Origin of the sequence: Vibrio sp. 10N.286.48.C11, assembly GCF_041469805.1 — a bacterium.
Taxonomy (GTDB): domain Bacteria; phylum Pseudomonadota; class Gammaproteobacteria; order Enterobacterales; family Vibrionaceae; genus Vibrio; species Vibrio crassostreae_C.
Genome location: NZ_JBFRLK010000105.1, coordinates 1 through 20,818 on the forward strand (window position 1 = coordinate 1; position 20,818 = coordinate 20,818).

General features: G+C 44.4%; 18 protein-coding genes and 1 pseudogene. 9 read left to right on the top strand and 10 right to left on the bottom strand.

Going from position 1 to position 20,818, the window contains the following annotated elements; genetic code table 11:
• Positions 1-106: 106 nt before the first annotated feature.
• From udp to AB4209_RS20650, 4 genes are all read right to left on the bottom strand, one after another.
• On the bottom strand, positions 107-865 hold the full coding sequence (gene udp, locus AB4209_RS20635) for a uridine phosphorylase (protein ID WP_017065292.1): 759 nt from the start codon (positions 863-865) through the stop codon (positions 107-109).
• Positions 866-1,147: 282 nt separating this feature from the next.
• Positions 1,148-3,505 (bottom strand): zinc/cadmium/mercury/lead-transporting ATPase, encoded by a 2,358-nt coding sequence (locus tag AB4209_RS20640; protein ID WP_102429146.1) that lies wholly within the window; start codon positions 3,503-3,505, stop codon positions 1,148-1,150.
• A 153-nt stretch (positions 3,506-3,658) separates the two neighbouring features.
• Positions 3,659-5,122 (bottom strand): MATE family efflux transporter, encoded by a 1,464-nt coding sequence (locus AB4209_RS20645; RefSeq protein WP_017065289.1) that lies wholly within the window; start codon positions 5,120-5,122, stop codon positions 3,659-3,661.
• Positions 5,123-5,301: 179 nt separating this feature from the next.
• On the bottom strand, positions 5,302-5,718 hold the full coding sequence (locus AB4209_RS20650; protein ID WP_017060213.1) for a CBS domain-containing protein: 417 nt from the start codon (positions 5,716-5,718) through the stop codon (positions 5,302-5,304).
• A 302-nt stretch (positions 5,719-6,020) separates the two neighbouring features.
• On the opposite strand from AB4209_RS20650, the gene AB4209_RS20655 reads away from it, so the two are divergent.
• Positions 6,021-6,254, top strand: a complete 234-nt coding sequence (locus AB4209_RS20655) for a hypothetical protein (RefSeq protein ID WP_017060212.1) — start codon at positions 6,021-6,023, stop codon at positions 6,252-6,254.
• 167 nt (positions 6,255-6,421) lie between these two features.
• Positions 6,422-6,718: a hypothetical protein gene (locus tag AB4209_RS20660; RefSeq protein WP_372057198.1), complete on the top strand. Its 297-nt coding sequence runs from the start codon at positions 6,422-6,424 to the stop codon at positions 6,716-6,718.
• 97 nt (positions 6,719-6,815) lie between these two features.
• Here AB4209_RS20660 and AB4209_RS20665 read toward each other — a convergent pair whose 3' ends face one another.
• Positions 6,816-7,802 carry a glycosyl transferase family protein gene (locus tag AB4209_RS20665; RefSeq protein ID WP_081324522.1) on the bottom strand — a complete coding sequence of 329 codons (987 nt, stop codon included), beginning with the start codon at positions 7,800-7,802 and terminating at the stop codon, positions 6,816-6,818.
• A 167-nt stretch (positions 7,803-7,969) separates the two neighbouring features.
• Between AB4209_RS20665 and AB4209_RS20670 the strand changes: the two genes are divergently transcribed.
• Complete coding sequence (locus AB4209_RS20670; protein ID WP_017065287.1) at positions 7,970-8,578, top strand: TetR/AcrR family transcriptional regulator; 609 nt, start codon at positions 7,970-7,972, stop codon at positions 8,576-8,578.
• Positions 8,579-8,701: 123 nt separating this feature from the next.
• On the top strand, positions 8,702-9,196 hold the full coding sequence (locus tag AB4209_RS20675) for a peptidylprolyl isomerase (protein ID WP_372057173.1): 495 nt from the start codon (positions 8,702-8,704) through the stop codon (positions 9,194-9,196).
• 130 nt (positions 9,197-9,326) lie between these two features.
• On the opposite strand, the pseudogene AB4209_RS20680 reads toward AB4209_RS20675, so the two are convergent.
• The 5 genes and pseudogenes from AB4209_RS20680 to AB4209_RS20700 all read right to left on the bottom strand — a co-directional run.
• Positions 9,327-9,443, bottom strand: a pseudogene (locus AB4209_RS20680) (cytochrome c); the annotation flags it as partial.
• 42 nt (positions 9,444-9,485) lie between these two features.
• Complete coding sequence (locus tag AB4209_RS20685) at positions 9,486-10,352, bottom strand: DMT family transporter (protein WP_017070442.1); 867 nt, start codon at positions 10,350-10,352, stop codon at positions 9,486-9,488.
• A 109-nt stretch (positions 10,353-10,461) separates the two neighbouring features.
• Complete coding sequence (locus AB4209_RS20690) at positions 10,462-11,559, bottom strand: alkene reductase (protein WP_017065285.1); 1,098 nt, start codon at positions 11,557-11,559, stop codon at positions 10,462-10,464.
• Positions 11,560-11,573: 14 nt separating this feature from the next.
• Positions 11,574-11,951 (bottom strand): lactoylglutathione lyase, encoded by a 378-nt coding sequence (gloA, locus tag AB4209_RS20695; protein ID WP_017084654.1) that lies wholly within the window; start codon positions 11,949-11,951, stop codon positions 11,574-11,576.
• A gap of 236 nt (positions 11,952-12,187) precedes the next feature.
• Entirely contained in the window at positions 12,188-13,123 is a 936-nt protein-coding gene (locus AB4209_RS20700; RefSeq protein ID WP_371713183.1) for a LysR family transcriptional regulator, read from the bottom strand.
• 157 nt (positions 13,124-13,280) lie between these two features.
• Between AB4209_RS20700 and AB4209_RS20705 the strand changes: the two genes are divergently transcribed.
• The 5 genes from AB4209_RS20705 (at position 13,281) to AB4209_RS20725 (ending at position 20,671) form a co-directional block, all read left to right on the top strand.
• Entirely contained in the window at positions 13,281-14,531 is a 1,251-nt protein-coding gene (locus AB4209_RS20705) for an OmpP1/FadL family transporter (RefSeq protein ID WP_372057176.1), read from the top strand.
• Positions 14,532-15,205: 674 nt separating this feature from the next.
• Entirely contained in the window at positions 15,206-16,117 is a 912-nt protein-coding gene (locus AB4209_RS20710) for a hypothetical protein (RefSeq protein WP_372057178.1), read from the top strand.
• A gap of 632 nt (positions 16,118-16,749) precedes the next feature.
• Positions 16,750-17,376 carry a magnesium transporter gene (locus AB4209_RS20715; RefSeq protein ID WP_136979437.1) on the top strand — a complete coding sequence of 209 codons (627 nt, stop codon included), beginning with the start codon at positions 16,750-16,752 and terminating at the stop codon, positions 17,374-17,376.
• The gene (locus tag AB4209_RS20720) at positions 17,376-18,365 is read left to right on the top strand and encodes an efflux RND transporter periplasmic adaptor subunit (protein ID WP_065679596.1); all 990 of its coding nucleotides are present in this window, start codon (positions 17,376-17,378) and stop codon (positions 18,363-18,365) included. Before AB4209_RS20715 ends, AB4209_RS20720 begins: the two co-directional genes overlap by 1 nt.
• 329 nt (positions 18,366-18,694) lie before the next feature.
• Complete coding sequence (locus tag AB4209_RS20725) at positions 18,695-20,671, top strand: alkyl sulfatase dimerization domain-containing protein (RefSeq protein ID WP_372057180.1); 1,977 nt, start codon at positions 18,695-18,697, stop codon at positions 20,669-20,671.
• The last annotated feature ends 147 nt before the right edge of the window (positions 20,672-20,818 follow it).

A 20,818-nucleotide genomic window follows, 5' to 3' on the forward strand; every position in this document is an offset into this window, starting at 1 on the left:
TGCTCGGCGCACCAAAAAAATGGCCGCATCATACGATGCGGCCATTTTCAAAATTTAATGTCACTTGAAGACTTAATGCTCTCTAAAACTCAGAGCACTTTAAGACTTAAAGCATTTTACGAGCGGCTTCTACAACCACTTTGATTGAACGTGCTTCTGTTACTTTTAGAGTGTCGTGATCAGGCGTCTCTTTTTGAGTACGGTTGATGATTACACCAGCAACACAACCTGCTTTCAGACCAGAACTTGCACACATAGTTAGCAGTGTTGCAGATTCCATCTCGAAGTTTAGAACGCCCATGTCTTGCCATTCTTGCATAGAGCCTTGGAAGCGCTTAACAACGCGACCAGAGAACGTGTCGTAACGCTCTTGACCTGGGTAGAACGTATCGCTTGATGCCGTTACGCCCATGTGAACTGTTGCACCTGATTCATCAACTGCCGCTTTCATTGCTGTTGCAACTTCAAAGTCAGCCACTGCTGGGAACTCCATAGGAGCAAAGTGTAGGCTAGCGCCGTCTAGACGAACAGAACCTGTAGAAACAATCATGTCACCCACGTTTACGTGAGGTTGGATAGCACCAGTCGTACCAACACGTAGGAAAGTGCGAACACCAAGTTGAGCAAGCTCTTCAACTGCGATAGAAGTCGATGGACCACCAATACCTGTTGAACATACAACAACTGGTTTGCCGTCTAGCTCTGCGCGGTAAAGCGTGTATTCACGGTGACTAGCAAGGAATACTGGGTTCTCCATCTCTTCTGCAATTTTTTGCACACGAGCAGGATCACCAGGGATGATCGCAAGAGTAGCACCGTTAAGATCTGCTTCAGTAACACCTAAGTGGAAAACAGCTTGAGACATAGTTCGCTCCTTTTGGCTTATTGGGCTTTTTACCCTTATTTAAGCTCATAGTAAATTCGTGGGGTACGAACACACTCTAACCAAGCTCATTACAAAATGAAGTGACACATGTCACATGAATGATCGCAACAATAATTCAAGTTTCACAAAAAACCGATTGGCATCACAAAAATAAGCAATCCGCACGCCTATGTTGCATACTAATGAGACAAAAAGCGCCTTTAACGTATTACCGCTAAAGGCGCTTTTATATTAAGAATGCTCTATGTCGGTGAGCTCGATTTAGTCCGCTTTAGATTTAAATCGAAGCAGACGCAATGCGTTCAATGTCACCAATGCAGTTGCACCACTATCCGCTAAAACTGCCACCCACAAACCGGTAATACCTAACAAGCTTGTCACCAAGAATACGACCTTCAAACCAAGCGCAAGGGCTACGTTTTGACGGATGTTGTTCATGGTCGCTTGCGACAGTTCAATCATCGCTGGCAGCTCAGTTAAACGGTTATGAGTCAGTGCTGAATCCGCCGTTTCCAAAGCGACATCCGTACCACCACCCATTGCGATGCCGACATTCGCCGTTTTCATTGCTGGTGCATCATTAATGCCATCACCGACCATCGCCACGTGCGACTGTTGAGATAACTCCTCAACGTAAGATACCTTGTCGCTTGGCAATAGGCTTGCCTTGTACTGCATACCAATCTTGCTACTGATCGCTGCTGCACTGCGCGGATTATCGCCGGTCAACATGATAGATTGAATACCTAATTCATTAAGTCGTTCAATCGCAAGCTTAGCGTCACTGCGTAACGTATCTTGCCAAGCAATCAGACCAATCACCGTCGTAGCTTGCTCTGTTGATTCTTCTTGATCTTTAACCTCAAGAGCAACCACAACCGTCTTGCCCTCACCTTCTAATGCTTCTACCTGAGAAACCACATCGGCACCAAGTTCGAACGTGACTTTAGACGGTGACAGAACCTGATACTTAACACCATCAACATCCCCTTCAACACCACTACCAATCAACGCTTTCTTGTTGTGTGATTCAGGAATCTCAATATTCAGGTCTTTTACTTTAGCGACAAGTGACTGCGCCAACGGGTGAGTAGAGCCAACTTCAATCGCCCCAACCACACGCAGCATCGCGTCTTGTTGCCAACCCGATAGAGGTTGAATATCCGTAACCTGAGGCTTACCTTCGGTCAGTGTGCCTGTCTTATCGAAGGCGATGGTTTGGATTTTGCCAAGCTGCTCTAGCGCTGCGCCGCCTTTAATGAGCGCGCCACGTTTCGCAGCTGCTGCTAAGCCAGAGGTAATCGCTGCAGGAGTCGAGATCACCAAGGCACACGGACAAGCAATCAATAACAGCGCTAGGCCACGGTATACCCATGTTTCCCATGGCTGCGCAAACAACAATGGTGGCGTGATGATGACCAACAGAGCCACTACCATCATTAACGGTGTGTACCAACGGCTGAACTTATCGAGGAATCGCTCTAGTGGTGCTTTACGTGATTCTGCTTCTTCAATCAGATGAAGAATACGATCGATCGCGTTCTCACCCTGTTTTGAAGTGATGGTGATACGAACCACTTTATCGACCACCACAGCGCCAGCCATGATGCTGTTACCTTCGATATGTTCAACAGGAACAGATTCACCGGTTAACGCACTTTCATCAAAGCTTGCCGCGTCTGTAATCAATTGTCCGTCAGCAGGTAAACGAGAGCCCGCAGCCACTTCAATCACATCACCTGGAACCAGTTCACTGACGGCAACTTCTACACGTTCGCCGTTGATGATCTTAGTCGCGTTTTCTGGTACCAATGCCATTAGCGCTTGAACGCCACTTCTTGCTCGAGATGAAGCAAACGCTTCTAAGCGCTCACCAATCAAGAACAACAATAGAACCATCGCAGCTTCCACAGTTTCGCCAAGGTACAAAGCACCCAGCGCGGCAACACTCATTAAGGTTTCAATAGCAAATGGTGTTCCTGAGCGTGCCAACTGAACCGCTTTTTTCGCCACCGGATATAAACCAAGCAGACAAGTTACCGTAAACAAGCCTTCACTTAATTGAGGTGAGGTGCTTTTCACAAGCACTGCAAACAGCATTGCCGCTGCAATCGCGATAATCTGTAAATTAGGTTGGATATGAGCTTGCCAAAAAGTCTCAGGTTGTTGTTTTTCTTTCTTTGAACCGACTTCCGTAAGAGGGAAACCCGTTTTGATAGAGACCTGTTCAATGGTGTCAGCAATGCTTTCATTATCGAATTTCACAACCAGCTTTTCGGTAGCAAAGAGAACCTTCGCTTGAATAACACCGTCAATATTGCTGATCGCGTTTTCTATTTTTCTTGCACAAGCTGGGCAGTCCATTCCGGCAACCAGCCAACTTTTCGAAAATTTGGCATCGAGAGATAAAGTTGAGGACTGACTGTCTTCTTCTCCACTGTCCGACGAGCTACAACAATCATCTCCAGACGATGACGGAGCAGCAGAAGAGCTACAACAACCAGATGAAGTGCCTGCTGCTGTGATGCTTGAAATTTTAGGGCTAGAGCAACTTGCTCCTGCCGCTTGAGGTTGAACGTCCACTTTTGCTGAGCGGCACGCTGCATGTTTTGCGCACATAATGTATCTCCTTAATACTCAAAAGCCTTGAGGTTGTTGCTAACTTACGAGCAACAGAACCTTAAGTTCATCAAAAGTATAAACCTTGGAGGCTACTCCAAGGTCAAGAAGAAGTTTTCAAGAAAACAAAAATATTATGCCAGCGCCGATGGCTTACTGAGATTTAAGCTCCGCACACTCTTCACGGTTAGCGGATACATCATCAATAAGAACCGCATCGTGTGAACAGAATGGCTGAGTGTTCAAGCTGACAATCGACACATCATCTTCCACTGGATCAACTTGAGATCCTTGCATCAGTTCAGCGATATGATGTCGAAGCACCAAGATACCTAAAATTCCGAACAAAACATTACCCAAAGCTTGACCATAGAGAACACCCAAAGCGCCATACCATTGCGAACCTAGATATACGAACGGCAGAGTACCTAACGTCGCTTTACCCAAATTCAATGCTGTCGAGTAAAGCGGTTTACCTAGGTTGTTGAAAGACGTGTTGGCAACAAATAGTGCACCGTTAAAGGTGAAGGTTAACGCCACATAGGTACAGAAAGCCGCCACAATGATTGCTGCATCACCTTGTAAGCTAAAGCCTTGAATGACATAACCTTGAACGAAGTACAACAGAATACAAACAGCGATGGTGTATGCCGTAGTAACCAGCAATGAGTTATTGAGTGTTTCTTTTACTCGGTCCATGCGTTCAGCACCAAAGTTCTGACCAATGATTGGCCCCACAGCGCCAGACAAGGCAAAGATAACCGCAAAACAAACTGGCGTCAGACGACCTATCACGGCAAAGCCCGCGACAAAATCCTCACCATATTGTGCGATACCCGTTGTTACAATCGCATTACCGATAGGCGTTGCGGTATTGGTGATAATCGCAGGCAGCGCAATCGCCAATATTGGTCGAATATTAATGCGCCATTGCACAAAAGAAGGCGGAGCTACCAGCTGATGGCTGCGAATAAGAGGATAAAGCGAAAAGAATAGCACCGAGAAACGAGCGACAACCGAAGCGATAGCCGCCCCTTCGATGTTCCAACCAAAACCAAAAATAAACAGAGGATCGAGAATCGCGTTAACAATGCCGCCAGACAAAGTTGCCCACATCGAACGCTTAGCATCACCTGCCGCTCTTAAGCCCGCACCCGCTGCCATCGCTAACGCCAAAAATGGACCACTAGGTAGCAAAATCTGTAGGTAAGCTTGAGCGCGTTCGGCTGCAATGCCTTTGGCGCCTATCGCGGCTAGCAGCTCTGGAATATAAGCGAACATGATTGCAGTTATGGTTGAACTGATAACAAACGCAGTCAGCATGATACTGGTGCTTAGGTTTCGAGCGTGCTCTTGATTCTTGGAGCCGATGGCTTTGGACACTAATGCGCCCATGGCAATGGAAGTACCGATAGAAACGGAGGTAGAAAAGAAAGTCAGCGTACCTGCAAATCCTACCGCAGCAGCCAATTCAACCTGTCCGAGCATACTGATAAACAGCATGTCGAGCAGATCGACCACAAATAACGCCATCAAACCGACAGAGCCAGCCCCCGACATCACCAATATGTGGCGCATCGTTGAACCTTCAACAAACTTTGCCGTTTGATTTGACATGAAACCTCCAAAAGTTGGAATACCCAAGAGCTAAAGCCTAATCAGCTGTTCAACTGTTCAACTGGCTAGGGATCCAAAAAGAGAGGATCGACCAAGAAAAGCGCTATACGGAAAAAAGGCGCTAGTGCGCCTTTTTTCAATTGAGGGTATTGAGAAAAATAATCGTTCTTAACACGCTACTATACCTGATGTTTGAAGCATTCTTCCAAGTTCTTGCCAATTGCTCTCAAAACATCAGTTCTGGTGATAATACCCACCAGTTTTCGATTATCGATCACAGGGTATGCTTTAGGTTTTCCAACCTGCATCATGTCCGCCAATTCAATAATGGATAAGTCAGGTGACACCGACAGCACTTCTTGGTACATACAGTCACCCACAAGGTGTGTGTCTTGGCAGAAGTAACTGACCTTCACAAGTTTCTCGAGTAAATCCTGCTCTGAAAGGAAGCCAATCACTTGTTCGTTATCATCGATTACGGGCCCACCCATATGGTGGCTACGCATCACTTTGTCTAACGCTAGACTTAACGGCATATCAGGAGTAAATGTCACAACCTGCTGCGTCATGTAATCTTTCACTTTAATAGAATGCATTGCGTTCTCCCTAAATACTTTGCGTCATATATTTTCTATCTTGTTAAGTTAATTGTTGTCTAAAATCTTGATTTTACTAAATGGATTTCAACAATTTTATTGATAGGCAAAACCTAACAAGACAAAAAAGTGAGACAAACAAAGGGTTGAGCACGTTTTCGAACGCCAGAAAAAAGAAAAAAAAGAGCCCTTACAAAGCCTTACTTTCCCTTGCTTAACCTTACTTAGCCGAGCTAGCCTGCGTAAATAAACCCTGTAATCTTCACCTCACTAATAATTAGAAATCCCGTTTTAGGAAGTTTATGCAACACGACAACAACATGTACGCGTATATTTACGCAGGTAACGACGGCACAGAAAACACACTCATCGCCACTATCGATAATCAAGAAAAACCGCTGATATCAAGCTGCGTTGATGAGATAAAACGCATGTCATGCTTAGCCATTGATTTAGCAGCAAAACACGACCTAAAAGTGAAGCTGGTGAAATATCAAAGAGAACAAGAGATCGACTTCGGCCTATTCGTTAAATAGTGAATCCGACACTGATTTGGTTAATCTCTAACTGGCAGCCATAGTAGCATTAGCAAGCGCAATAGCCGTGAATGGCTGCCGAATTCGACCTGACAAGCCTAACGGGTAAAGGCTATAATGATCAGACGGCGCCCTTGCCGATTTTCATTGTCCAAATACGGTTTACTATGTCTTCCCAAACCCCACCTAAAACGTATCTAACGAATTCCTTATCTAAGTTAAAAAGCTACTTTAGTGAGTTATTGGATTTCCAATCACGCATTTGGGTGGTTCATATCTTTGAAGACTCTATTACCGATCAGTCGTTTGTGATTAATGAAGATGGCTTTAAAGAACCGCTAGAGTGGATGAAAAAACGTGATTACCAAGCGGGAATGCTTGATCGTGTTGATAAGATGAAAATCTCACAGGTGATTGAGATTCAGTTCGAAGACAAAATGCATCGCTTGATGCGAGTGAAGTAGCTTTATTGTTTGGGCGTTCACGAAAAGCCCTTGCTAGAAATCAAGTATAAAAAGGCCAGCGCTCGCTGACCTTCTCTCATTGATTACAAACCACCATCTAACGCGCACAATACTCATGCCACAGGCGCACCGCTTTCTGGTATGCCTCAGTTTTATCGTGCGTTTCTGCAAAGAGAATGGCTGTCATGCTGTCGACAACGGTATTCGCCATTAGCGCCATATCTTCAGCCGATGTGCCAAGTACACATTGACTAGGAAGTGGCAGCTCTAGGTTCATCATCTCTTCCCAGTAGAACGATTCGACTTTGTCAGGAGAGCTCATCCATACCGTTTGGCTAACTTTAGGATTATATTCCGACTCACCGTTCATCCCTTTGAATGAAATCACCGAGTGGGATTTATTTCCGATAACATGCTCAACTTCCGCATGAAGTTGTGGAAAGCCAGGATGGAAACTGCCACGCAGACCTAAACGGCCACCACCAGGATTCAATGCTCGAACTACCGTGTTAATTGGTGTTCTCAAACCGTAGCGGTGTTTCCAACCAATCATGGTTTGTGCTTCGGGCGCAAAGTTAGCTAGCGGTAAATAAGCAATGCCGTCTTGTTCAAGAATCGACTTAGCATGTTCAGGGCTCTCAGCACTTTGCACACCGACATCTTGCAAATGGCTTTCAACGTGCGTCCTACCGCTCGGCTTATCCATATAGCCATGCATTAACACTTTATAGCCATTGTCAGCTAAGATTTTTGCCGCCAACAAGTTCCAAGGCTTGCCACTGGCGTTATCGTTACGCTTACCTGCATAACACGGCCAATCAATATCAGCGCCTAAATCTGGCACTCGAGATTGAAACGCTTTTACAAAGCCAGCGATCTCTTCATTGGTTTCATTCTGCACACGAATCAACATCAGTAGCATAGCCATTTGGTCGTCACCGACTTCTCCGCTTAAATACTCATCCATGATGCGGTAGGCTTGTTCGAACGATAAAGGCTTACGCCCTCTTTCTCCTCGTCCAACTGTACGAATACACTCTAAAATACTACTCATTGATTGTTTATTCTCTTCCGTTGATATCAATAAAATTCGAATACACTTTCGATTCTATGATACCCACCGTGCATTGCAAAGCGATTCAGTTGCTCTCGACCGAATTACCAATACGCGGATTGGTGTTCTAAAAGTAAACTTACTGGTGTAAAATTAGCGTATGTAATACTAACCGCGACATATTGAGTAGTATCCCGATGACTGTAAAAAAAACGCTGAGCCAAAGAAAACGTGAATCGATCGTTGCCGCTGCTATCGCAGAGTTTACTGAGCATGGCTACAAGGCCACCAGCATGGATAAAATATCGAGTCGCGCAGAAGTATCAAAGCGCACCGTATACAATCACTTTGCCAGCAAAGAACTGCTTTTAGATGAGATTCTAGACAGCATTTGGAGCAAAACTCTGGCCGCAACGCATTTCCCATATCAAGCAGAACTGCCACTTGAAGAACAGCTTTCCTCGATAGCCAATCAAGAGCTTGAGTTACTTGAGTCTGAAGGCTTCATCGACCTGTCACGCGTGTTGTTCTCAGAGTATTTCCATAACGCCGAACTGGCGCATCAAGCGATGGAAAAATATTCCCAAGCAGAAAGTGGACTTACAACCTGGATTAAAGCCGCGTTGGCAGACGGTCGTTTAGTAGAACTAGACCCACAATTCGCCTCCACGCAGTTCATTGGTCTGCTTAAGTCTTTTGCGTTTTGGCCGCAAATCATTGGTCATGTGCCGTCACCGGATGCTGCGCACAAACAAGTGATCATTACTTCAAGTGTCGAGATGTTCCTTAAACAATATCAGGCGTGATTTTGGTGGTTGATGAGAATTCAACCACAATAAAACCATCACTAGTATCTGCTGTTATTTTCCCTATACTGCAACCCACTTTCGTCATTACGACTCAGTAAAACTTCAACTTTAGGTAACCCTATGATTACTTTCACCACCAACTTTGGCGATATCGAGATTGAACTGAACCTTGAAAAAGCGCCAGTAACGTCGAAAAACTTCCTTAAATACTGCCAAGACGGTTTCTACAAAGGCACGACATTTCACCGTGTTATTGAAGGTTTCATGATTCAAGGTGGTGGTCACACTATCGACATGACAGAAAAACCAACTCGTGCCCCAATCGTCAACGAAGCAAACCGTGGCTTGAAGAATGTGATTGGTTCTGTGGCAATGGCTCGGACTGATGCACCACATTCTGCAACGGCGCAGTTCTTCATCAACCTTGATGACAACGATTTCCTAGATCACACCTCAACAACCAATGCTGGCTGGGGTTACGCGGTATTCGGTAAGGTTTCAGCAGGTATGGATGTGGTAAACAAAATTGCGAAAGCACCAACAACCATTCGCTGGGGACACGAAGATGTGCCTTGCGAAGATATTGTGATTACAAAAGTCACTATTCGCGACTAATTCATTCACGTCCTTTCCCGCCCCTAGTGCATTCGAATTGATGGCATAAAGAAAAGAAGGCTGTGCGATAGGACGATGGTGGTAAGGGTTCGACTTTACCACCTGTATTCAAAGCTCGTTGTTAGAATAGTTACCAGCGAGAACGATAAGTACGGTGACACCCTTTGCACGTCTTATTCGCAGAATTTAACCCTTGCTCTGCACTCGACAAGTCTTGTTCAACACTCGCCTGATAAAGCTCAGAAAAGCACTTGAAGAACAACCCACACTCGGCCTTGCGCCGAGTGTTTTATTTTCGTCTCGACCATTTGATATAGCAAAATAGTGAAGCAATGATCACCGCCCCACCGAGCAGCTTCTGCATCTCTACACTTTCGCCAAGCACACTCACACTTAACAGTAGCGTCCACACAGGCTCAAGAATCATGATCAATGCCGCCACTTCCATGTTCACGGAGTGCTGACCGACCGTTTGTAGCAAGTAACGAATAGACGTTGCGATCACCGCAGAGACAATAAACCAGAAGACTAAGGTTTTGGTGATTTCGAACTCCGGCTGAGCTGTCATAGAAGCAAAGGCTAAACCACTCACACCCACCACAAACAGTTGCACACAGATTGATGCGATAGGCTTGATATTGGTAATCACACGCTTGTTCATCACAAAGTGAACAGACAACAACATCGATGCTAACAAGAAGTAAATCTGACTCTGCTCAACATGCCAGCCGTTGCCCAAAGTCAGCAACAGCATGCCAATAATCGCGATCGGGAAAGACATCCAAAACGCACGATTAGGCTTAACTCGAAACAAAATCCAAGACACAAACGGTGCAATGATCATGGCTAAGCTCATGATGAATGCCCCTTCCGACAAGCTTTCCGTCACCGAAACCGCAAACACCCATACCTGTAATGAGGCAGACAACAACAAACCCACGCCGCAAAGAGACAGAATCTGCTTAAGCGAAAGCTTACGAATATGGTGAATACAAAATGGCAGAAGAATAAGACTCGCGACGAGGAATCGCACACCAATGAACACTGGCCCAGGCATTTCTAATACCACCAGCTTAGATGCAATCCATCCCACCCCAGCTAGCAGGGTGGCAAATAGAAGGTACAGCTCTCCGCGCATCGCTTTCACATTCATCATTTTACTTGGTCCAATAACAAAAAAAGCAACCCGACTCTGCAAGGTTGCTTTTTATAAACATTCAACAGAATCAAGATACTATCTCAATACTCTGCTTCAGGCAGCTGTTTTAGCCTGCGTATTCTGGGTAATCCGTTAAACCTTTTTCAGCACCACCGAACAATGTGTTTGGATCGTGCGCCGCAAGTGGGTAACCATTTTGAATACGAGCTGGTAAATCTGGGTTCGCAACGAATGGACGACCAAAGCCAACCATGTCAGTTACGCCTTCAGCAACGGCTTTTTCGCCACGCTCGCTATCGTATTTACCCGCATAAATAAGGACACCCTCGTAGGCTTCACGAACTGCTGCTTTAAATGCTTTTGGCGTTTCAGGTGCATCGTCCCAATCAACTTCTGCAATGTGTAGGTAAACAATTTTGTATAGGTTAAGTAGTGCTGCCGCCGCTGTGTAAGTCTCTACTGGTGTAGCGTCAACCGTACCATTCAACGATGTGAACGGAGCAAGGCGTACACCAACACGGTCAGCACCAATCGCTTCAACCATAGCTTCAACCACTTCGCCTAGGAAACGTAAACGGTTTTCAATTGAACCACCGTATTCGTCAGTGCGGTTGTTTGCTTCAGAATCGATGAATTGGTTGATTAAGTAACCATTCGCTGCGTGAAGTTCGATACCATCAAAGCCTGCTTCAACCGCATTCAAAGCCGCTTGGCGATACTGTTCAACCACCTCTTTGATGTCTTGTTTCGTCATTTCACGAGGTTCAACCACATCAACAAAGCCCGGTTCATCAGTACCGTTATCGATGAATACCTTTACGTTTTGTGCTTTAAGTGCAGAAGACGAGATTGGCTGTTCACCACCAATGTTGTCTGGGTGTGTTACACGGCCTACATGCCAAAGTTGAGCGAAGATAACGCCCTCTTTTTCATGTACGGCATCAGTCACTTTTTTCCAACCAGCGATCTGCTCATCAGAGTAGATACCCGGAGTCCAAGCATAGCCTTGACCCATAGGTGAAATTTGTGTGCCTTCAGCAATAATCAAACCTGCAGAAGCACGCTGAGCGTAGTAAGCCGCCATCATATCGTTTGCTGAATTACCAGGTTGCGTTGCGCGAGAACGCGTCATCGGTGGCATAACAATACGGTTTTTAAGCTCGATATTACCAAGTTGAATTGGTTGAAATAGTGCGTTTGTCATTGTTATATCCTCGATTAACCTAGTTGAATCAGTTCGATTTGGTAGCCGTCTGGGTCAGTAATAAAAGCGATATGAGTTGAGCCGCCTTTCACTGGACCCGCTTCGCGAGTGACGTTGCCACCTAGCGATTTGATTTTGTCACATGCTGCGTAAATATCTTCTACACCCAATGCCAGATGACCAAACGCGCTGCCCATCTCGTACTCGTTAGTATCCCAGTTGTACGTTAGCTCGATAGTCGTACCGCCTTGCTCGTAGCCAACAAAAACTAATGTGTAGCGGTAGTCTTTGTTTTCGTGGCGTTCAAGTTCCTTCATTCCCAATACCTTGGTGTAGAACTCGATAGACTTGTCTAAATCAGTAACTCGGATCATTGTGTGTAGGAATTTCATATTTCGCCTTTGATACTTTAATCTCAGCCTCGTTCAGAAGCTAAGTAATGTTCGTTTAGGTTGACCTTGAGGCCACCTACTTCTCTGTTGCTAGGTATATTACTGAACACACACAAATCAGTGAAATTATTAAATATTCTCATTTTAATAATTTTTTGTTATTAATATATTGTCTAGTACCAACTAAGCGACACAAAAAAGGGAAGCCAATGCTCCCCTTAGATTTAGACTCTCAATTAAAATCGCAACCGCCTATCTTTAAGCGCCTTCGACATTGAATCTGATGTACTAATGACTTGTTCTCTGAACCATTTATGAGCGGGGTCGCTGTTCTGCTTCTTCAACCAAATCAGGTAGTGAGACATCGGCTGATATTCAAAGGGTGGCTTGAACAGCTGCAAACTTAACTTTTCTTGGAACTGCACGGCCATAGATAAAGGCACCACAGTGATGTAGTCGGATTGGCTACACAGCAAGATATTACTGAACAGCGAGCGTCCATGGAACACGATTTTACGCTGGGACAGATCCAAAGCAGTGTAGTGATTTAAACTGCGAACTTTGCGTCGTGTTCTGTCTAATACAGCATGCTTTTCACTTAGGAACTGAGCTTCGCTGAGTTCACCTTGGATTCGCGGATGATCAGCTCGGCACACGATCACAAACTCGCCTTCATAAAGTGTTTCACTGGCGATACTTGGGTGTTCAGGCACCACAATATCGATCATCGCATCGAACTCTTGAGTCAAAAGATCTTCATAAATGCGCTCATCACTGTCTGGTTGATCAAAGACTTCCAGCGACAAGTTTTGATTAGGAAGCTCCGCGAAACTATTGAGCAGTACCCACTGTAAGTGCTCAGGCGCAGAGATCACAAACTTACGCTCAGAGGATTGCTCATCAAAATTAGCCATCGATTGAAACACGCCATTGAGTTCATTGATTGGCGCTTTAATCTGCTCATACAAGCTTTGCGCATAAGACGTAGGCGCAACGCCTCTTCCTTTACGAACAAAAAGCTCTTGGCCAATCTCTTTTTTTAGGCGAGCTAACGCGGTACTGATGGTCGATTGATTAGTACTGAGTTGATCCGCAGCTTTACTTAAACTGCCCTGCTCCATCACCGCAGAAAACACGGCAAGTAGATTAAAGTTGGGGATGTCGTTGCTCATAGATCATGCCTTTATTCTGGATAGTACTCTCGTGTATCTACAAATCTTATCCTATCGTAAATACGATACTATGAAATGTTAATTCGCTATTTTTCGACCCAATTTGTGAGACTACTATCAGCGCCCTAAAAACTGCTCCCAAAATAGGTTCTATTCCATGAAAAAACACGCACTTGCCATTGTAGTGTCAACGCTTTCAACTCATGCAATGGCGGCTGGCCCATTGCTTCCTGAATTAGGTTCATTGAACGCAAGTACTGCAGGAGCTGGTACCGCAGCTCTAGCAGAGAGTGCGTTAACAGCTTGGACGAATCCGGCCGGCATGTCTCAACTAAAAGAAACCAACGTTACAGTAAATGCTTCTATTTTAGATACGACATTTGATTACTCTGATCAAGGTTCAACAGGCCCCGCATTTTCAAATGGGGAGAACGCAGATGGCGGGACAACAACCCCAACAGGTAGTTTCTACTTTGTCACACCAATCAACGATCAATTCCACGCAGGCCTTTCAGTTGCATCACAGGGTGGTTCCGGCGTTGATTATGGTGACAATTTCCACGGTGGTAATCTATTAGAAAACGTGGAGTTTATTACCGTACAAATTGCACCAGCAATATCGTACAAAGTAACTGACAAGTTTGCTGTTGGTGCTGCCATCAATCTGGAATACTTCTCAGCAAATGGTGAACTCGATGTCTTTCCGGGAGTTCTCCCAACGATTGGAGAGGGCAAGCTTGAGGCCAATGCCGACGATTTTAACGTAGGTTATACACTCAGTGCCTTTTACAAATTCAACGAAGCACATCGTATCGGTTTGATTTATCGCTCTGAAATCGCGCACTACGGTGAAGGCGATGTAAAAACAACGCAACCAGGATTCAAAGGCAATATCGTCAACATGGATGTTGGATTAGATTTCATCATGCCACAACACGTTCAAGCAAGTGGTGTTCATGCCGTTAATCCGCAGTGGGACATGCTTTGGAGTGTGACTTGGTATGACTTATCAACTTGGACAGACCTAACGCTAGACCTGAACAATGCACCAATTGAAATCGTTCAACGTGATTTTGATGATGTATGGAATTTCGCGATCGGTACACACTACCAACTTAATGAACAATGGCGATTAGAAACCGGAGTGAGTTACGAAACCTCACCGCAAGATGATCCGACAAAGGTATACATGGAGCTCCCGGTAAGCGACATTTGGCGCTATGGAATCGGTGCGACCTATCAAGTAAACGACAGCTGGCAAGTGCGTGGTTACTACGATTACATCGACTTAGGTACACCAAACATTGATTACACGCTCGACCTTGCACCTTCGCTAGGTAACCTTAACGGTCAATACAAGAGTTATGCACACTACTTTGGCTTACAAGTGAACTATCGCTTCAAGTAACATTCAGCCTTGAACAACACTAACTCAAATAAGAATTAAATTTAGTCATCTGGCTAAATCTATATTACTTACCTGAAATTTTTAACTAAATATTAAGCTTAGTGCCCTGCGCGCTAAGCTTTTTTATTTGGGCTAAGCATTTCAATTAATTTTCTTTCTGCTCTCAATCGACAAGTCATTTATCGCCGTTTTGATTTGCATTGATTATCAACCTAATAAACCCAACAAACAAGGGCTTATTGTCTCATTTTTCGTGACACTGTTTCACAGTCGCTTTCAGCTACTTAGTAAAGCTCTTTGTCTTTTTCACAGCGCAGGCTGAAAATTGTGCATTTAGCAAAACACTGTTCTTTCAACTAAACCTATTAATTTTCGAGCGTTTTAGGCTTCAGCCCTTATTCAGCCTAATGAAGAGGTTTGGAGGAACGCTTTCTCCGCTCGCTATTTTCCTAAAGAACGACCAGCACATTAGTTCAAAAAGCAGCCCTTTATTTTTATAAAACTCACTACTAATGAATAAAGATCATTAGCTATCGTATTTGCGATGATTACAAAACGAAATATTACGTAGATTCATATTATTCACATCTTCTATATTTCCCGCCAACGAATAAACACTTCATGACTGTGAAGATGAAGTGAATGCCAAACAAGTTATGACTAAGAGTATAGATATGCTTAAAATTAAAAAGAGTTTCCTTTCTGTTGCCATTACTGCAGCAGCATTACTTTCAACAACAGCAAGTGCACAAGAAAAATTATCAGTACAAGAAGCGGCAAAAAAATCAGCAAACCCAGTATCAGATGTATGGATGCTAATTACTCAAAATGATTATACTTTTCTAGAAAAAGAAGATGGTCACCATGAGATGCAAAACCGCTTCAGCTTTCAACCAGTAATGCCTGTACCTATCATGGATGGTGAATGGAACTTGGTGAACCGTTTGGTTGCCAACCACTACAGTTCACCAGGCGATCGTGAAAACGGTGATTTCTTTGAAGGACGTACAAACGGTATGGGAGACACTGTCTTTCTATCAATGGCAGCCCCTAACCGTGATGATGGGTGGATTTGGGGTGTTGGTCCAACGATGATCATGCCAACAGGTACTGATGGTTTAACGCAAGATAAGTGGCAAGTCGGCCCTGCAGCAATGGTCGCTCGCCTTGGTAAAGAAACAGGTAATCCAACCAGTATTGAAAGCTGGAACGTTGGTTTCTTAGCTCAGCAATGGTGGGACGTGGGCGGCAGTGACAGCGTTACTGAGTCAACCAATCAAGCGGACATCCAGTATTTCTTAAACTATCGTGTCAGCAACACCGCGTTAATTGGTATGACACCTAATATTCAAATTGATTGGACAAAAGATGGTTCCGACCAATTTACTGTACCTGTCGGATTAGGCTATATCGATATGTTTAAGGTTGGGCCAATGCCAGTTCGTTGGGGTGTAGAACTTCAATATTACGTAATGAAACCAGACGCAAATGTTAATACAACCAATCCAGCTGAGTATGTGCCATATGCACCAGATTGGAACCTGAAATTCTTTATTGCTCCTGTTAGATTAAACCCGTTCAAATAATCGATTAAAATCCCCCTACAGGCTGGTCTAATTTATTTAATATTTTAGGCCAGTCTTTTAGCACTTTTCATCGACTTCTATGATCCAAACCAAGTTAATGAACAATGTTTTCTATCTGTATATGAGCCTTTTCAAATAAATCGACCTACCGATTTAGAGTTATAACTACTAATCGTAATTACGATATTATCAAATCGTAATTCTGGGTAGATACTGGTCAAAACTCTTCCTATTATCCTGCTAACAAATCAATTCTTAGCCCAAACAGAATGCTGACAAATGTTTTACAACACTATGTCAATTGCCATGGAAGATCCCCTCGACAGACGAGGTTTTACACGTAAAGAAGACAGTAGCTAAAAGAACGAGCCTAATATTTCGTTCAACAGTGCATCGTCATTCAACCTGCGTTTCAGGCTAACAATAAGAATTGATTTGTAGAGGAGCATATTCGCTTCTTGATACCGAGAATCGGTTGTCTGGACTGAGCAATATCACTTTAAATATCATCTGTTACTTTTGTTTATTATGAGCTCCAATCTACCCACATAATAAACATCTACTTTTTAAGATGTCATTAAAGGTGACTTCTAGGCTGCAAATTCTCTCTTCTTATTGATGTAGGTTGAGATATGAACTTTATAAAAATCGTTTTCCAGAAGATCTGGGCCGTTGCTATGGTCTTGATTAAATTCTGCCTGTTTATGGCGGTGATGTTTGCTGGTGCATGGGCTCTTGCACCGTTAGGCACAATCCATTCTAAAGACATCGACATGTCTCAATTCAACAATCATCCCAATGAAATGATGATGAACTTCTTCCAGATGGAGTACTTCTCTGGTTACTTGTTCTCAGTGACCATTGCTGTGGTATTAGCCGGTATTTACGGCATGTGGCAATTACATGAGTTGGGAGTGCATAAAGCAAAAGAGCACAAAAGCGCTCACGTACAGATCGTGTTTGCACTGTCACTTTGTGGACTGTTCATCAGCAAAACATTCTGGGTTATCGCATTGGTTATCGCATTGGCGAACTGGAAACATATTGGTCAATCACTGAGTGATGTTATTCGCCGTGGTGTTCAGCCTAAACAAGATGCGACTAATGGAGCGACAGCCGCTGTCCACGTATCACCTGAACAATCGGTAACAGAGCCGTCTCAAACACTACAGTCTCCAGTAGAACAATCTTCAAAAGAACAGTCTTCAGAAGATAAGGCTCCAACAAAACCATCCCCTACAGAAAAAGAGGTCGCATAATGAAAGAGATGATGATTCCATACATCCTAATTGTATGGTCACTGTTTGCGACAGGTGCACTGAAGAAGAACTTCAAAAACTACACTTGGGCAGCCATTGGCGGTGTTACGATTCTTACAGTCTTAGCGGTTATCTCTCGCTTGTGGGCACCCGTTGATTTAACCAATTCAACCACAGTCAAAGCGCCACACGCGGTGATGTCACCTATCTTTGGCCAGCAGATCGACCAAGTGCTTGTTGAGCACAACCAAATGGTTAAAGAAGGCGATGTAATTTACACCCTCGTCGACATTGAGTCTGCCGCAGACAAAGCAAAGATCGAATCTTCAATAGTTAAAAAAGAAGAACAGATCAAGCAAATGACTCGCGACTTAGAACGTACTGAAACATCACCAGAGATATTCAATGCTCGTGATGTAGAAAAGTACGACTCCGATCTTCGAGTACTGCACGCTGAACTTGTGTCGCTGAAAGCCGATCTACAAAAAGTAAACTGGGCACAAGAAAAGAAAACCGTTAAAGCTGAGTTTGACGGTCAGGTATCGATAGTGAATATCGCTGAAGGTTCTGTCATGGGTAACATGCACCTCTACAACACCAGCAAAAAGTTCCTTGAGATGCGTATCTCAGACCAAACTTACGGCTACGTTCAAGTTGGTGACTTTGCGGAATTCTACGTTGATGCATACCCAGGACACGTGTTCCGAGCAAAAGTACACAGCTTTAATGCCGGTACCGGTGAGTCGAGTATTTCTCCACTTCAGGGGCCACAAAGCGTCGGTCAACACGTGGTAAGAAACGGTAATGGTTTAGGTCGTACTATCGTACTTGAGATCATCGAACCAGAAGGTTACAACATCCCTATTGGTTCAACTGGCGCGGCTTGGATCTCGGCTGAAAAGCCACATCCGTTCTGGGGCTTCATCGATGTAATCGGCGCAGCAACGGTCCGCCTACAATCTTACAAGTCATACTTAGGTGCTTGGTAAGCGCTTAAGCTCTTGGTATACGATTAGCTCTTGGCAAACGATTAAGCATTCAATGATGTGACTGTTATTCACTCGTATAACAGCCACTCATTAGCCTGCTACTAATTTCCAAACAAATGCCCCGAATTTCGGGGCATTTTTATATCTGTTGCAAGCTCATTTACTAATTGATTCAGATCAATATAAATCGTCAATACAATTATTGGGTGAACAAATCATCGAAAAAACGATGAGTTGAAATCTTATTAGCGCGTAGATAACAACCTCCCCCACCTCTATCATTTGGCTCAAGAAATCCAATTCCTGTATCCAAATATAAGGTCACGACCATGACTAATACATTCAAAAAAATGGCGCTTCCTGTTGCTATCGCGAGCGCTCTACTTGCTTCTGGTTTTGCATCTGCAACGCCAACTGTAGAAGCGACATCGAAAGTTGGCCAAGAACTTCAGACGGCAAATGCTGCGCAATACCAAAACATTGACCTTGATGCTCGCTACAAGAGTGAGGTTCTATTCGAACACAAATCAAACATGTTCTGGGGCAAAGGCGAACGTATTCAAGTTGTTTCTAAAACAGGCGATTCTCTAGCTTACACTGCTGAGTCTGACCATGTTCACCCAATCCTCACCAAGCATGGTCGTAAAATGGACCAAGCAATCATCAAAGTAGATGACAACGTATACCTTGGTTACGGTTTCGGTCTAGATACACCCGTCATGATTGAAGGTACGGACGGCATCATCATTGTTGATCCAGGCGAGTCGGTAGAAATGGCTCAATCGGTTAAAGAACAGTTCCGTCAAATCACCGACAAGCCGGTTAAAGCCATCATCTATTCTCACAACCACATCGACCACATCTCTGGTGTGCGTGCATGGGTGACTGACGAAGAAGTGGCATCAGGTGAAGTGAAAATCATCGCAGAAGCAGGCCTAACAGCTGCAGTGGCTAACTGGTCTTCAAACCTAGGTACTCTATTTGGTCACCGTACTTCTTACACAGGTGCTAAGCACGTAGAAGAAGGCGAGCACGGCACAGTAAACGACGGCCTTGGTCCACGCTTCATGCAAGGTGCTATCTCGTTTATTGAACCAAACCTGTTTGTACCAAGCCAAAGCCACATCGAAATCGAAATTTCTGGCGTGAAAATGCACATCGAAAACGTGCCATCTGAAACTAAAGATGAGCTAGTGGTTTATTTCCCAGACCAGAAAATCCTACACGCGGCTGAAGTACTTCAAGGTGAGAACTTCCCTAACCTTCACACCATCCGTGGTACTAAATTCCGTGACCCATCAATGTGGTTCAAGGGCATCGACGTAATGCGTAAGTTCGACACTGAGATCATGATTAACTCTCACGGTCGTCCTGTTGAAGGTAAAGAAGCGGTAGCTGACGTACTAACGGCTTACCGTGATGCGATTCAATACACTCATGACCAAACTATCCGTTACATGAACAAAGGTATGACGCCAGACGAGCTAGTTGAAGTAGTTAAACTTCCTAAGCACCTTGCAGAACACCCTTGGTTAGGTGAACACTACGGTACTGTTGCACACGCCGTGCGTCAGATTTACGTAGGTTACAACGGTTTCTTCGAAGGTGACCCATGGCAGCTAGAGCCAATGGCTTACGAGCAACGCGCTAAAGCATTCGTAGAGATCATGGGCGGTCGTGACAACATCCTTACTACTGCACAAGCCGCAATTAAGGCTGAGAACTACACATTTGCAGCAGAAATTCTTTCTTACCCAATCACGGTAAACAAGCAAGATATGGAAGCTCGCGAAATGAAAGCACAAGCTTACAAAGCATGGGCTGCAGACCAAGTGAACATCAACTGGCGTAACTGGGCGCTCAACGCTGCGGCTGAACTAGAGAACAAACGTGACTTCTCTAACATGATCAGCTTCGCTTCTGTTGACGTTCTTACTGCGCTACCAAGCAAGCAGATCTTCGACATGATGACTTCAACGCTTATCGCAGAAAACTCGTTAGACGTGAACATGATGCTAACGTACAACTTCTCTGATACGAACGAAGCATTCACTATCGAAATTCGCAACGGTATTGCTCAGTTACACGAAGAAGCAGTGAAAGGTGCAGACGTTCAAATCGACACCACTCGTGCAGTACTGAACCAAATCTTGATTGCGGGTCCAAACGCTCAACAAGTGATTGGTACCAACCTACAATCTGGTGCATTCAAGTTCTCGAACGGCGACATCAAAGGCTTCGGTCAATTCATGAGCTACTTCGATAAGCCAATGACTCCAGAAGAGATCATGCTCATCGTTCGCTAATAGTGAGTTCGAACGGTCACTCTTTGGCGATGGCTACTTATCAAACAATCTCGCTAAATAGCTATCAGTCGATTCGCTGGCCGCTTCACATGGACGACAAACAAATACAGGGACCCTTTGTGGTCCCTTTTTTGTCGTCAGGTTCGG